The sequence below is a fragment of the Bacillus sp. GC_Bacil_1 genome (genome assembly GCF_026540675.1).
Classification (GTDB): Bacteria; Bacillota; Bacilli; order Bacillales; family Bacillaceae_G; genus Bacillus_A; species Bacillus_A cereus.
Genome location: NZ_JALNUG010000004.1, coordinates 1 through 14,570, shown reverse-complemented (window position 1 = coordinate 14,570; position 14,570 = coordinate 1). Strand labels below are relative to the sequence as shown.

The following is a 14,570-nucleotide window of genomic DNA, read 5'->3' as shown; positions in this document are numbered from 1 at the left end:
ATTATGCTAGTATTTTTACTCTTCACTAATAAAAGGAGTAATTATCTTTTTTTCATAAGAAGATAACACAATATTCGTTGATGGAGTACCATATTGCATTGAATCATCAATAAATTGTTCTAAACTTTCTACAGAATGTGTTGCTATTTTGACAATATAGCTAATTTCTCCTGCTACTCTATAACACTCGAGTACATCTGGATGATTATAGCAAAAGTTAGATAATGATTTACAATTTGTTGATTTAAACAGTATAAGTGCAGAAATTGGACGATTTATTTTTTTTAGAGAAACATGTGCATGGTAACCTTCAATAATTTGTTGTTCCTCTAACTTTCGTACTCGCTCAGTTACTGACGGGGAAGATAAGTGAACCGCTTCCGCTAAATCCTTCATTGAAATTTTTGCATTTGACTGTAATAGTCCCACGATTTTTTTATCAATTTGATCCATAAATTACCCAACCTTTTTTTATAAAATAGAATAACCTAAATTCTTTATAAAATAAAGCCGAACAATCAAATATCCTTATTGAACTTATTTATCAGCCTTCTATACTTGTATAAAATAAGGGTAGAAGGAGGCGGTTTACGATATGAAAAAGATTTTATTATTATTAGCTGACGGGTTTGAAGCAGTAGAAGCTAGTGTATTTACAGATGTACTAGGCTGGAATAAATGGGAGGGAGATGGATCAACCGAGGTCGTAACAGTTGGTCTTCGGAATAAATTAACTTGTACTTGGAATTTTACTGTCATACCGGAAAAAACGGTTGATGATATTCAATTAGATGAATTTGATGCACTAGCTATTCCAGGAGGATTTGAAGAGGCTGGTTTTTATCGGGATGCATACAGTAGAGAATTCTTACATGTTATTCAACATTTTTATGCCAAGCAGAAGCCTATTGCCAGTATTTGTGTTGCATCATTAACGCTTGGCAAAAGTGGAATTCTTGTAGGTAAAAAAGCTACCACATACAGTCATCCAACGAGTAAACGAAAAGAGCAGTTAAAGAATTTTGGTGCAATAGTACAAAATGATTTAATAGTACAAGATGGAAATATTATTACATCATCAAATCCAGGCACAGCTTTTGATGTTGCGTTTTTATTACTTGAAAAATTAACATCTAAAAAGAATGCTGAACATGTAAAGGACCTTATGGGATTTTAGGCATTTATTCTTTTTGTGAGTTTTTTGTGCTTGCTAGAAGTAATGTGAAAAGTCGCCGTGCTCTGGCTCTATTTGCTGAACCCGAGGAAAAAGAAAAAGGGTTTGATTATTACAATACTTATAATAGGAGAATTTTTATGATTATAACACTTTTCACATATATATTGTTAGGTTTATCTTTAGCGATACCCGCAGGTGCTATGACAGTCCAAATGACTAAACAAGGAATGAGAAATGGTTTCGTACATGGTTGGTTTGTAGGTATAGGAGGAATGACTGTAGATTTATCTTTAATAGTTCTGATTTATCTAGGGTTCTCTAGTGTATTAACCAACCCATGGGTAGAAACAGTTATGTGGCTACTAGGTTTTGTATTTTTAATGTTTATTGGAATAGAAAGTATTAAAGAGGCAAAGTCAGAAGTTAACATGGAGGGAGAAGATCCTAATAAATCTTTATTATCAGCTTATTTATCTGGTTTTATGATTGCTATATCACCGGCTAATATTGTATTTTGGATAGGGGTTTTTGGTCCGGTTCTAGTTTCTTCATTAGGTAATGCAAGCACATCTACATTTATATTAATAGCTGTAGGTATTTTATTAGGTATCTTAATGCATGATATGATCTTATTAAGCTTTGTTCATTTTACTAGACGTTTTCTAAATCCAACCTTTATTAAAAGGGTATCTATATTTGCCGCAATAGTCCTATTCGGATTTAGTGGTTATTTTGGTTACGAGTTTATAAAACAAGTAATGACTTTTATCTCAAAAGCATAGTTCTTATACACTTAAATAGGATGGTTATAAGGTAAATGAAAAAGATACGTATTTTAAACGTAACGTAATTGTAAATATGTTATATCATGTAGGCACCCCCTTAGGAATTCATTGATCCCTGAGGGGGTCTTTAAATTCCTTACACGTAGCCTTTAGAAAAAGAAACGACCTCTACTATAATTGATGTTGTATGAGCTTAGCTCGATAGCGATGAGGTACTACCCGTATTTTAACGAAAATATACGCTAAGCAAACTTCGATATAAAAGAAGCCGAATTTTCTACTTTAAGTAACTTTCGTCTTCAATTCTTTATAAGTTAGTTGCCACTTCGTTTTCTCCATATTCTTTCACTATTTTATAAAAAGTATTTTTCTTTAGTTTCAATAGCCCCGAACTTAACTCCCGTTAGTTCTCCATTTTGCCACTTTGGATAAGTTTCTTCTATAGTTCATGTGTTGGATGGAGTGTGAGGCTCCAATCTTGCATTCCATTTTTTGTTCTCTTCGAAAATTCTTCTTATGTAATCTGTTGCGATTGCTTGTAAACAAGTACTTAAGTCCTGGCTTAAATAGTGATACATTTGCAGTTGTCTTTTAACATATTCTTGTTGTTTTGAGTTTGATTTTTTGATCATAGCAATCACAGCATCGTATTCGAAAAAGAAATGTTTTTTGTTAACTTCAATTATAAAAACATCATTTTGAACAGGATTTTCAAAGAAAAATTGCTCAAAGAATGTAGGGTGGGTCTCGTTATGCACAAGTTTTAACATAGATTATTGCTCCTTTAACTGTTTGATTTTATATTGTGTTACCTAATAATATTTTTAAGCTGGAGTAGCACTACATTGCTATTAAGCTAAGAAATACATTCTTTCTCAACACGAAAAAAATGAACTGAATTTCTATGGACAACTATGAAAGGATAAAATTTTCGTTTTGGGGATACTTCAAAATCTTAGGTTGGTGGGCATGTATGGAGTGCCCAAAAATTGATCCTTCTATTATTAGATATTATTTGCTTAAAAAAGCTTGCCATTAATGAAAATGGCAAGCTTTTTATCTCTATGAGTAATATTTCACTACATTAAATTAGAAATTAATTAGCTCGTTCTAATTTTTATATAAAAAGGAAGCAAAATCGTAACCAACTTATTTTGTAGATATTTCCTTTTTCTAATAGTCATAAGTGTAATGACTATTCTTTCCAAGGTGAATGTAAAACGCAATCACAGAAATTTTTGCGTTTAAAGCCTGGAAGAAGCAATGAGCAAACATCTGCTTTAATATTTCCGAAAGTAGTTTCAGGTTTATGAGCGAAACCTTCAAGGAAAGCAGGAAGGATTTTTTGTTTGAAATTATCTCGAGGGAAAGCAGATACAACTTGTTCACGAATTTCCTCTGAAATTTCGTCATACCCATCTCCCATAACATCGTAACCTACCCCAGAATAAATTAATGAAACTTGGGGTTCTTTATATTCAGCAATTCCAATCGTTGTGTGAAGTGCAATCGAATCCCAAACCAGTCTAATTGATTCATTATCCATGCCATGTTGTTGAAGGAAACTACGTGCAGCATTTGCACCATCTACTTCAAAACGTTTGTCTGGACTACTAAATTTCTTTGTGAGCCCAAGATCATGGAATAGAGCACTAACATATAATAGCTCTTCATCATACTTAAGATCAGCTTTTTTTCCTTGAAGAGCACCGAATAAGTAAACACGATTTGAATGATTCCATAGTAAATCGTTACCATATTCACGAAGAATTTCTTGCGCCTCTACTGCTATTTTACTATCTGGAATTACTATACCTGCAACTGTTTTTTGCATATAAATTGCCTCCTATAAATAATTGATATTGTCCATTTTCTTGCTAGCTCATGAGCTTAACTTAATTATATAAAGCATCTATTATTTATCAATGTAATCATTTCTATCATTTTCATAGAAGGTATCTATGATTAAGGTTTCAATAAATCATAAAGAAACAAACCCAAATAACTACTTTTAACTTAAAAAACTTTGGCGCCTCCTATTTTACGAATTAAATCTATCCTTAATATAAATGTTTTATGTACTTAAAATGATAGATGATATCTATGTTAACTATAGAAATTATAGAATTGATTAATAGGTAACTGAGAGTTAAACTGAAGTTGCTTTACAAGATAGCAATACGAAATGATAAGTAACTTTAATAGATAAAAATCTCACGATAAGGGGTATATAAAGTATCTTGTAAAGCGTGGCTTTAAACGTAAAGATATCTGTATATATTTAGGTTAGAACTTAAAGGTAATCCTTTGAATCCATTATGCTTTTGCAAAAGAGGACTAGTGTGAAATGAAGTTATTTTCTTGTAGTGAATGGCTTTCATTCTTCTATGTATATTAATAAAAAGTAATGAAAGCTTGTTGATGGCAAAGCTTATATTATCAATGTTCGCTTTACATTTTTGGGGAATACGATGTTTTTTATTTCATTTAAGTATTTGAAGGTGTTTTAGCTAGTCCGCTATTGCAAAGTAGATTGGAGGAATAATAAATGGAGGTTTTTCATTCTGGAGAGCGTACTGTACACGATTTACTAGGTGTACAAAAGATTGCAAGCACTGCAAGTACAATGATTCAACAGACAATGACGAAAAAGTTCATAAATTTTCTAAATGGACAGAATTCATTCGTGGTATCTTCTATGGATCAACAGGGGAGAGTTTGGAGTTCATTTTTAGCAGGAAACCCTGGTATCATACAAGCTATCGAAGCTGACTTAGTTAAAATCAATACAAAAATAAATGAAGGTGATCCTTTATTTTTTAATATTTTACAACACAAGGAAGTAGGAATTTTAGTAATTGATTTTGCTTCCAGAATAAGAATACGAATAAATGGTAAGGTTTCGATGATTTATCCAGATGGAAACTTTGAAATCAAAATTGAACAAGTATTCGGTAATTGTCCTAAATATATACAGGCGAGAAGATTCGAATATAAAGCTGTTGAAGAAATTGTAAATAAGAAACTTCATCCGCGTAACACTTTAAATAAAAAGCAACAGAATTGGATTAGTGAATCCGATACTTTTATTATTGCAAGTGCAAGTTCTGAGGAAAAGATGGACATTTCCCATAGGGGTGGGATGCCAGGATTTGTTCATGTCATTAATGAAAAAACAATTATATTTCCAGATTACTCAGGAAACATGTTGTTCAATACTTTAGGAAATATTGTCCAAAATCCAAATGTTGGGTTATTGTTTTTTGATTTTAATACTGGGGATACATTACAAATCACAGGAGAAGCAAGTATCATTTGGAACATGGATAAAGATAATCTCTCAAAGTTTCCTGGTGCGCAACGTTTAGTACAATTTCAAATAATTGAAGTACTTGAAGCGCCTTGTTATGAATCTTATAATTGGGAATTTTTGAATTATTCTACTTTCAATCCAAAATAGAAAAGGCGGGAAAATATTATGCAAATTAATGTTACTGTTACAGAAGCTGCTATTAAACATTTCGAAAGTTTAGAGACTAAATATCCTAACCATTTTCGATTTCTACAATATGAAATGGGAGGCTGCGGGCGTCCATTGGATGGGGTTGTAAGAATACAATTAATTAAATCAGATGTAGGTTTCGAAGAAATTCAAACAAACTGGAAATCATTTTATATAAACAAAGCCTCTTTAGCTTTTCTTGATGATAATTTAACTATTGATTTCTTTGAAGGGTTTCAAATTAGAAGCTCTAGTCAAACTTATAGTCACAACATCCCTTTAGAAGTTGAAAAATAAGGGTACTCATTGTTAAATAGATAGAAATTTTTAAGCTGAAAGGTGAAATAAATCATATATAGCCAACGAAATTTTTGTAAGGGAAAGGCTATAGGACATTAAATATACCCACTAAGAAAATTTATTATCGAATCCCAAATAACAAAAGCGTAATTTTCTCTAGTAAATTTAATTAGAGAAAGTTACGTTTTTTTATAAATGAAGGAATAGAACATTTAGGCAATAATACAGTAAAGGGAGAGTACGGAGCGATTATAAGGCTGAAAAATTAAGGATTTCTCATAATATGAATAAAGATATGCAAAGAAATATAATTATTTTTTAAAAAAAGGAGATTATTTTTATATGGAATTAAGACAGTTAGAGTATTTCATGACACTTTATAAAGAACTTCATTTTACAAAAGCAGCAGATAAGCTAGGTATTACGCAACCTACATTAAGCCATCAAATTAAAGCTCTTGAAGACGAAATAGGTATGCCGTTATTTGACCGCATGGGAAAGAAAATAGCCATAACTGACGTTGGTTCTATTTTAGCCAACGAATGTAAAAATATTTTTAATGCATTAGATAATGTAAAAGAACAAATCAGTGAATTAAAGGAGATAAAAGGAGGTAAAATAGCAATTGCCACTTTGCCTGGCGAACTAACAGACTTAGTCTCCACTTTATTATTAGATTTTCATAAAAATTATCCAGAGGTAACAGTAAAAATTATAAGTTCAGATGAAATACTAGAATTAATAAACCAGAATCAGGTTAATTTTGCTGTTACAATTGATTCTTCCGAGTACGTATTCGAAGATGAAAAAATTGTAAAAGTACCATTATATACAGAAGAGTTATTTTTAGTGGTATCAAATAACCATTCACTAGTTAATGAACAAGAAATACAATTCTCAGAATTGAATAAATTACCATTAATCTTGTTCCCAGACAGTCATGAATGCAGAAAGTTATTGAATTATACATGTTTACCACAAAAAATAAACTTGTCTCCAATTATTGAGACCTCTAGTATCGAATCGTTATTTGATCTTGTTAGAAATGGATTTGGCGTGACAATTGTCTCTAAAACTTTACTTGATATTACTGTAGATAATGATGTATTAGCAATTCCTATAGTAAATCCTAGAATTAGTAGGAAAGTTAACCTTATTTTACGTAGAGATAAATTTATTGGGTTTGGCACTAGAAATTTTATTGAATTGCTTACAAATGAAATTATAAAATTAGGATTTCCTATTTCTGAACAAAGTAAAGAACAGATTAGAAAATTAATTAAATAGTGATTGAATTTCGAATAACTATTAGAGGGGAGATAGAACATATCTATCATTATAATAGAAAAAGTAACATTGCCCTATCTTGTTATAGATATATAATTTAATTAAAGTTTCAATTAGTTTAGATCATCAAAAAAATGTCCTTTTTATCTAAATTTCTTAGAACTTATTTGTGAAGCTTTAATTGACGAGCGTATTTTTTTGACTTTTATTGAAAGTGGATTACACTATAAAAATTTTAGAGAGTAGATAATTTGAAAGTAGGTAAAAAAATGTGTGGCTATGTAGGATGTTTGTATAATACTGCAAAAAGATATTCAGAAACAGAAAAAATACAATTTGAAAATATGACGAATCTGTTATACCACCGTGGTCCAGATGACCAGGGATATTTTCGTGACGAGCATGTTCAATTTGGGTTTAGACGGTTAAGTATTATTGATTTGGATGCGGGACATCAACCGCTAGCATATGATAATGAACGCTATATACTTATGTTCAATGGTGAAATTTATAATTATATAGAATTACGTGAAATGTTAATTAAACAGGGAGCATGTTTTTCAACTCAGTCAGATACGGAAGTTATTGCTGCATTATATGCCCAAGTAAAAGAAGAATGTGTAAATTATCTTCGTGGAATGTATACTTTTGTAATTTGGGACCGTCAAGAGAAAAAATTATTTGGTGCTCGCGATCATTTTGGAATTAAACCACTTTACATTGCACAACAGAACGATATAACTTTCTTCGCATCTGAAAAGAAAAGTATCCTACATGTAATGCAAGATAAGGGTGTAAATCCAACTGCTCTCCAACATTATTTTACATACCAATACGGACCAGAACCAGAAACATTAACAAATGATATTAATAAAATTGAACCTGGTCATTATTTCATAAAAGAAATTGGAAAAGAGATAGAGGTTTATCGCTACTGGAAACCATATTTCAATGCTTCAGATAACAAAAAAGAGGAACACATTCGAGCAATTCGTGATGTATTATATGACTCAGTAAAAGTACATATGCGTAGCGATGTTCCAGTGGGTGCATTCTTATCTGGCGGGATTGATTCATCTATTATTGCTTCTATTGCAAAAGAAATAAATCCAAATCTCCTAACATTCTCTGTTGGTTTTGAGCACCGTGGATTTAGTGAAATAGATGTAGCGAAAGAAACTGCTGAGAAATTAGGAGTAAAAAACTATAGTGTATTGGTAACACCACAAGAATTTATGAATGAATTCCCAAAAATCATGTGGCACATGGATGACCCATTAGCAGATCCAGCAGCAGTACCATTGTACTTTGTTGCAAAAGAAGCACGTAAACATGTAACAGTTGTTCTGTCTGGTGAAGGTTCAGACGAGCTATTTGGCGGATATAATATTTATCGTGAGCCAAACTCTTTAAAAATGTTCTCATACATTCCCACTTCCGGGAGAACGGTTTTAAAAGCTTTAAGTGGAGCACTTAAAGAAGGGTTTAAAGGGAAAAGTTTTCTAGAGCGTGGATGTACACCAATTGAAGAACGTTATTATGGTAATGCAAAGATCTTTCGTGAAGAAGAGAAGATTAAGTTAATAAAGTCTTACAATGAAAGTGTTAACTATAAGGATGTTACCAAAGCATTGTACAATGAAATTAAGGATTATGATGATGTAAGTAAAATGCAATACATTGATATGTACACATGGTTACGTGGAGATATTTTATTAAAAGCGGATAAAATGTCTACAGCTCACTCACTAGAATTACGTGTTCCATTTCTAGATAAAGAAGTCTTTGATGTCGCTTCTAAAATTCCAACAGAATTAAAAATTGCCAATAGAACTACAAAGGCTATTTTACGTGAAGCCGTACGTGGTATTGTTCCAGATCATGTACTAGATCGTAAGAAACTCGGTTTTCCAGTGCCAATCCGTCATTGGTTAAAAGATGAAATGTATGACTGGGCTCTGAATATTATTAAAGAAAGTAAAACCGAACATTTAATTGATAAAAAATATGTATTAAACTTACTGGAGGCACATCGCACAGATAAAGGTGATCATAGTCGTAAAATTTGGACAGTACTAACCTTTATGGTATGGCATCAAATTTATATAGAACATACATATGATACAAATTTATTTAGTGAAGAGTGTCGAGTATATAATTTAGTTTAAATTTATATGTCCATCAATTTAAGAATTATATAACGCCTTCAAACAAAACTGTCCATTTTTACTTGGAGGGAAAGCATCAACAAAACGTGAATTTCGTACGCTAAGCAATTTTCAACATAGAAAAGGCCGATTCCCTGTACGCTAAGGGAATTGGCCTTTTTTATCAGTGTAAGAAACATTCAACCAATCATTACATATCATCATTAAAATACGAACGTATATACTTCAATAACAGCTAACCAAATGATAGGAAAAACACTGTAGTATATTTAACTGCTTGCTAGTATGCCAGAGCAGTTCGTCTGTATTAAAAAAATGATACAGGAGCAAACAAAGATTCCGCGCCCAATCTTAACGCAAGATGCAAAAGAAAGGATTGAAAATAAGCTGTTAACTTCATATTTAGGTGAAGAAGAGGTTTTACTTACATATTATAAAAATAGCTATCTATATAAAAATTACATAACAGAAGCTGGTATAAATCCAGTAAATAAGACAATTACTTGTACGGATGCTTTTCATAATCAAAGGATGTTTAAGTTTGGAGATGTAATTGAAGTGGATTAGAGGGGGAGAAATAAAAATAGTTATCTCTTCCTAACTTAATTATATCATGTAAATCAAGTTCGAAATAGACTATTTATTCGTATTGACTCCTGCTACAATCAAGAACACATGCATAGTAAGGAGAGATGTTACATGAGTTCTTTTGTTCTCGATTTTCAGGAAATAGAAAACACGCAGCTTGCGCTCGTCGGTGGAAAAGGTTTGAATTTAGGGGAGTTAACAAACATTCAAGGTATACAAGTACCCGAAGGTTTTTGTGTTACAACGGTAGGATATGAAAAGGCTATCGAGCAAAATGAAGAGCTTCAAACTTTGTTGCAGCAGCTAACAAAGTTGAAAATGGAAGAGCGTGCTCAAATTGGTGAAATGAGTAAGAAGATTAGAGAAGTCATTATGGCAGTAGAAATCCCTACTGATGTAATGGAAGCAGTAGCTCATTATCTCTCACGTTTTGGAAATGAACATGCGTATGCCGTGCGTTCTAGTGCGACGGCTGAAGATTTACCGTATGCTTCATTTGCAGGTCAACAAGATACGTATTTAAATATTATCGGAGAAGAAGCGATTTTACAGCATGTAAGAAAGTGCTGGGCGTCTTTATTTACAGAGCGAGCAGTTACGTACCGCATGCAAAATGGTTTTGAACATAAGCAAGTTTCTATATGTGTTGTCGTTCAAAAAATGGTTTTCCCTGAGGCTTCGGGCATTTTATTTACGGCTGATCCGATTACTTCTAACCGAAAGGTGTTATCAATTGATGCCAGTTTTGGACTTGGTGAGGCATTAGTATCGGGACTGGTCTCTGCCGATAATTATAAAGTAAAAGAAGGCGAAATTTCAGAAACGATGATAGCGACTAAAAAAATAGCTATTTATGCTTTAAAAGAGGGCGGAACAGAGACGAAACAGATTGATCCGGTTCAGCAAAAACTTCAAACATTGTCTGAACAACAAATTTTACAACTAGCACAGATCGGAAGACAAATCGAAGCTTATTTTGGTTGTCCGCAAGATATTGAATGGTGCTTAGCCCATGATACAATTTATATAGTCCAAAGCAGACCGATTACGACTTTATATCCAATTCCAGAAGTAAATGATGGGGAAAATCACGTGTATATATCAGTTGGTCACCAACAAATGATGACCGATGCGATGAAACCATTAGGTTTATCTTTTTTCTTGTTAACGACTAGTGCCCCTATGCGTAAAGCGGGAGGCAGGTTATTTGTTGATGCTACGCAACAATTAGCTTTACCTGCTAGCAGAGATTACTTAATAAACACTTTAGGAAAATCGGATCCACTCGTAAGAGATGCATTAACAACTATAATCGAGCGAGATGATTTTATTCAATTGTTACCGGATGATGAAAAAGAAAAGGATCTTAGTAAAAATGTGCCATCTGCAAGTTCGCAACAACAACCTGAGAATGATCCGGAAATCGTTACGAATTTAATAAAGAATAGTCAAACATCAATAGAAGAGTTAAAACGAAACATGCAAACGAAATCAGGGGTGGATGTACTTGATTTTATTTTAGAAGACATTCAGCAATTAAAGAAAGTATTATTTAACTCGCAAAGTATAGCTATTATTATGGCAGGTATGAATGCTTCATCATGGATTAATGAAAAGATGGAACAATGGCTAGGGGAAAAGAATGCAGCAGATGTACTTTCACAATCTGTACAAAATAATATTACTTCAGAAATGGGTTTAGCATTATTAGATGTTGCAGATGTGATTCGGCCGTATCCAGAAGTCATTGCGTATTTACAACATGTAGAAGATGACAGCTTTTTAGATGAATTAATTCAGTTTAAAGGCGGGGAAAAAGTTCGGGATGCAATCGATGCCTTTCTAAATAAATATGGAATGAGATGCAGCGGAGAAATCGACATTACGAAAACGCGCTGGAGTGAACAGCCAGCTACAATTATACCGATGATTTTAAATCATATAAGGGACTTTGAATATGGTGCTAGTAAACGGAAGTTTGAAGAAGGGCTGCAGGAAGCTGTGAAAAAAGAAGAAGAGTTAGTAAATCGATTACAACACTTACCGGATAGTAAACAAAAAGTAGAAGAAACGAAGCGTATGATTCGCAACATCCGTAATTGTATCGGGTATCGTGAATATCCAAAATACGGCATGGTTAATCGTTATTTCATATATAAGCAGGCGTTACTGAAAGAAGCTGAGCAACTTGTGCAGAGCGGTGTCATTCATGAAGTTGATGATATATACTATTTAACTTTTGAAGAGCTTCACGAAGTTGTTCGCACGAATAAACTAGATTACGAGCTGATACAAAAACAAAAAAATGATTACAAATTATATGAAAAACTAACGCCTCCTCGTATAATGACGTCTGATGGAGAAATCATTACAGGTAAATATAAACGAGAGAACCTCCCAGCTGATGCGATTGTAGGTTTGCCTGTTTCATCAGGAGTTATAGAGGGAAGGGCACGCGTTATTTTAAACATGGAAGAAGCGAATTTAGAAGAGGGCGATATATTAGTTACTGCTTTTACTGATCCGGGCTGGACACCGTTATTTGTGTCTATAAAAGGGTTAGTCACTGAGGTTGGTGGACTTATGACACATGGAGCAGTGATTGCACGTGAATATGGATTACCGGCAGTTGTCGGTGTGGAGAATGCTACGAAAATAATAAAAGACGGACAACGAATTCGGGTACATGGAACAGAAGGATATATTGAAGTGTTGTAATGAAATAAAAGATCATCCGCTATTAAAGTGGATGATCTTTTATTATATAGCGGACTTATTTCTTTAAACCAGCTGCATAAAAAGGTCCATGAACTGCAATAGTTGATAAAAAGCGAGCAATCTCCTCAGGTGTTTCTTTTTGTCCATTATTTAACCATTGCTGGATGACACCTATATGTGCAGATGCCATATAAGAAGTTAAGTATTCGCTTGGAACAAGTAAATTCTCCTTATTAATGAGAGGGCCATTCGTATCTTCAAATAATGTTTTCCACATAAAGTCTTTCAGTTTTGTTTGGAAAGATAAATCTCCTTTCGGACTTAGTACAGCTCTCATAAAATCACTATTTTCATTTAGAAATTCAAGAATAGAAGTGATAAGTATAAATGGCATTGTTGGAGAAGGATTTGTTCCAAGGTCAGCAATAACTTCCGGGAATTTCTGTTTAGCAATGTTAGAAAACTCGTACATAATGTCTTCTTGGCATTTTGTCATTAAATCAAATTTATCTTGATAGTGCGCATAGAAAGTACCGCGATTAATGTTTGCTTTCGTTGTGATATCTTTCACTGTAATGGCGTCAAAACCCTTTTCTTCAATTAGCTCCACCAATGCGTTCCGTATGGCAGTTTTCGTACGAACAACACGCAAATCTAAATTACTATCGCGCAAAGCATGTCCCTCCTTAATTTTACTGAACACATTTAGAAAATGTGTCTTATAACCGACACATTCACGATTTTTGATTATTGTATAAGGTTCAACTCGAACATATAATTCAAAATATAAATAAACAACACGTTGTTGATTATTATAAATCAAATTAAAGGAGGAGAAAAGAAGATGTTTAAAAATAAACTTTTATTGTTATCACCAGTTATTGCACTACTTGTTGTTTTTATTTTTTCATTAACGTTATTTCCAACTGTTCAACCAAAGCCGAAAAACTTGCCAATTGCAATTGTAAATGAGGATCAAGGTGTAGAAATTCCAAATCAACCGAAAATGAATATGGGGCAAACGATCGTTGATAACATGAAAAAAACAGCGAAATCAGAGGAAGAACCCGTAGTGAAGTGGGTAGAAGTAAAAAATAAAGAAGCCGTTCAAAAGGGATTAAACAATAAAGAGTATTACGCGGCATTAGTCATCCCGAAAGAATTTAGCGCAAAACAAGCGTCGTTACGAACACCACAGCCATCTTCACCTGAGATAGAAATATATATTAATCAAGGAATGAATACGGCTGCATCAACTATGGCAGGACAAATATTAAATGGCGTGGTTGATAATATGAACAATAATGTCCGTACACAAATATTAGAAGGGTTGAAAGCAAAAGGAGCTACTGTAACAACAGATCAAGCTGAGAAATTAGTAACACCTAGTGTAAAGAACGTGAAAAATGTGAATGTGGTCGGCAAAAATAGTGCGAACGGTAATTCACCAATATCATTGTTCCAGCCGTTATGGATTGCAAGTTTAGCGAGCGCAGCGATTATTTTTATTGCGATTAGTAAAATACCGGTAAGTTCACGAAAAGAAAACTTTATATTGAAAGTAAAACAAATCGTAACAGGAGCTATTGCGGCACTTGTAATTGGATTTGGTCTTACATGGATTGCAGATGGGATGGTAGGATTAAATATTTCGAACTTCACGGATACAGCTCTATTCTTATCCATTACTTCTTTTAGTTTCTTCTTAATGATATCTGCGGTACTTTCATTAGTTGGGCTAAAAGGAATCGGTTTATTCGCTTTATTACTATTTTTCGGGGCGCCGTTATTATCATTAGCACCTGAGATGTTGTCTCCGTTTTATCAAGACTGGGTTTACCCATGGTTACCAATGAAATTTATGATCGAAGGCTTAAGAGAAATCTTCTTCTTCGGAAAAGGGGTAAGCTGGAATACACCTGTTACTGTACTCGTTTGGATTGGTATAGTAAGTGCGGTTATTATATTAGCAACTGCATTCAAACGTAGTGCAGTAAAAGGGCATAAAACAGAATTGAACGCTTAAAAAAAGCCGTTTCACTAAA

General features: G+C 33.3%; 13 protein-coding genes. 9 read left to right on the top strand and 4 right to left on the bottom strand.

Annotated features, from left to right (window positions below; all coding sequences use genetic code 11):
- Positions 1-15: 15 nt before the first annotated feature.
- Positions 16-453, bottom strand: a complete 438-nt coding sequence (locus tag OXT04_RS07535) for an Lrp/AsnC family transcriptional regulator (RefSeq protein ID WP_000372089.1) — start codon at positions 451-453, stop codon at positions 16-18.
- Between the two features lie 142 nt (positions 454-595).
- Between OXT04_RS07535 and OXT04_RS07530 the strand changes: the two genes are divergently transcribed.
- Complete coding sequence (locus OXT04_RS07530; protein ID WP_000722336.1) at positions 596-1,177, top strand: DJ-1/PfpI family protein; 582 nt, start codon at positions 596-598, stop codon at positions 1,175-1,177.
- 137 nt (positions 1,178-1,314) lie between these two features.
- A complete protein-coding gene (locus tag OXT04_RS07525; RefSeq protein ID WP_000587495.1) occupies positions 1,315-1,959 on the top strand; it encodes a LysE family translocator in 645 nt (214 codons plus the stop codon).
- A gap of 449 nt (positions 1,960-2,408) precedes the next feature.
- Here the strand turns inward: OXT04_RS07525 and OXT04_RS07520 are convergent, their stop codons facing one another.
- Positions 2,409-2,732, bottom strand: coding sequence for a hypothetical protein (locus OXT04_RS07520; protein ID WP_306802040.1), 324 nt, complete (start codon positions 2,730-2,732; stop codon positions 2,409-2,411).
- 425 nt (positions 2,733-3,157) lie between these two features.
- Positions 3,158-3,796, bottom strand: a complete 639-nt coding sequence (locus OXT04_RS07515; protein ID WP_001174222.1) for an HD domain-containing protein — start codon at positions 3,794-3,796, stop codon at positions 3,158-3,160.
- A 714-nt stretch (positions 3,797-4,510) separates the two neighbouring features.
- Here OXT04_RS07515 and OXT04_RS07510 point away from each other — a divergent pair.
- From OXT04_RS07510 to ppsA, 6 genes are all read left to right on the top strand, one after another.
- Positions 4,511-5,422 carry a pyridoxamine 5'-phosphate oxidase family protein gene (locus OXT04_RS07510; RefSeq protein ID WP_267414110.1) on the top strand — a complete coding sequence of 304 codons (912 nt, stop codon included), beginning with the start codon at positions 4,511-4,513 and terminating at the stop codon, positions 5,420-5,422.
- A gap of 18 nt (positions 5,423-5,440) precedes the next feature.
- Entirely contained in the window at positions 5,441-5,761 is a 321-nt protein-coding gene (locus OXT04_RS07505) for an iron-sulfur cluster biosynthesis family protein (protein ID WP_001166736.1), read from the top strand.
- Positions 5,762-6,106: 345 nt separating this feature from the next.
- Positions 6,107-7,051 carry a LysR family transcriptional regulator gene (locus tag OXT04_RS07500; protein ID WP_000423358.1) on the top strand — a complete coding sequence of 315 codons (945 nt, stop codon included), beginning with the start codon at positions 6,107-6,109 and terminating at the stop codon, positions 7,049-7,051.
- A 269-nt stretch (positions 7,052-7,320) separates the two neighbouring features.
- Entirely contained in the window at positions 7,321-9,219 is a 1,899-nt protein-coding gene (asnB, locus tag OXT04_RS07495; RefSeq protein WP_267414166.1) for an asparagine synthase (glutamine-hydrolyzing), read from the top strand.
- A 285-nt stretch (positions 9,220-9,504) separates the two neighbouring features.
- Positions 9,505-9,786: a YolD-like family protein gene (locus tag OXT04_RS07490; protein WP_267414109.1), complete on the top strand. Its 282-nt coding sequence runs from the start codon at positions 9,505-9,507 to the stop codon at positions 9,784-9,786.
- 132 nt (positions 9,787-9,918) lie between these two features.
- Positions 9,919-12,525, top strand: a complete 2,607-nt coding sequence (ppsA, locus tag OXT04_RS07485; protein ID WP_267414108.1) for a phosphoenolpyruvate synthase — start codon at positions 9,919-9,921, stop codon at positions 12,523-12,525.
- A 55-nt stretch (positions 12,526-12,580) separates the two neighbouring features.
- On the opposite strand, the gene OXT04_RS07480 is transcribed toward ppsA, so the two are convergent.
- A complete protein-coding gene (locus OXT04_RS07480; RefSeq protein WP_043315287.1) occupies positions 12,581-13,198 on the bottom strand; it encodes a TetR/AcrR family transcriptional regulator in 618 nt (205 codons plus the stop codon).
- 171 nt (positions 13,199-13,369) lie between these two features.
- On the opposite strand from OXT04_RS07480, the gene OXT04_RS07475 reads away from it, so the two are divergent.
- On the top strand, positions 13,370-14,551 hold the full coding sequence (locus tag OXT04_RS07475) for a YhgE/Pip domain-containing protein (RefSeq protein WP_267414107.1): 1,182 nt from the start codon (positions 13,370-13,372) through the stop codon (positions 14,549-14,551).
- Positions 14,552-14,570: the final 19 nt, after the last annotated feature.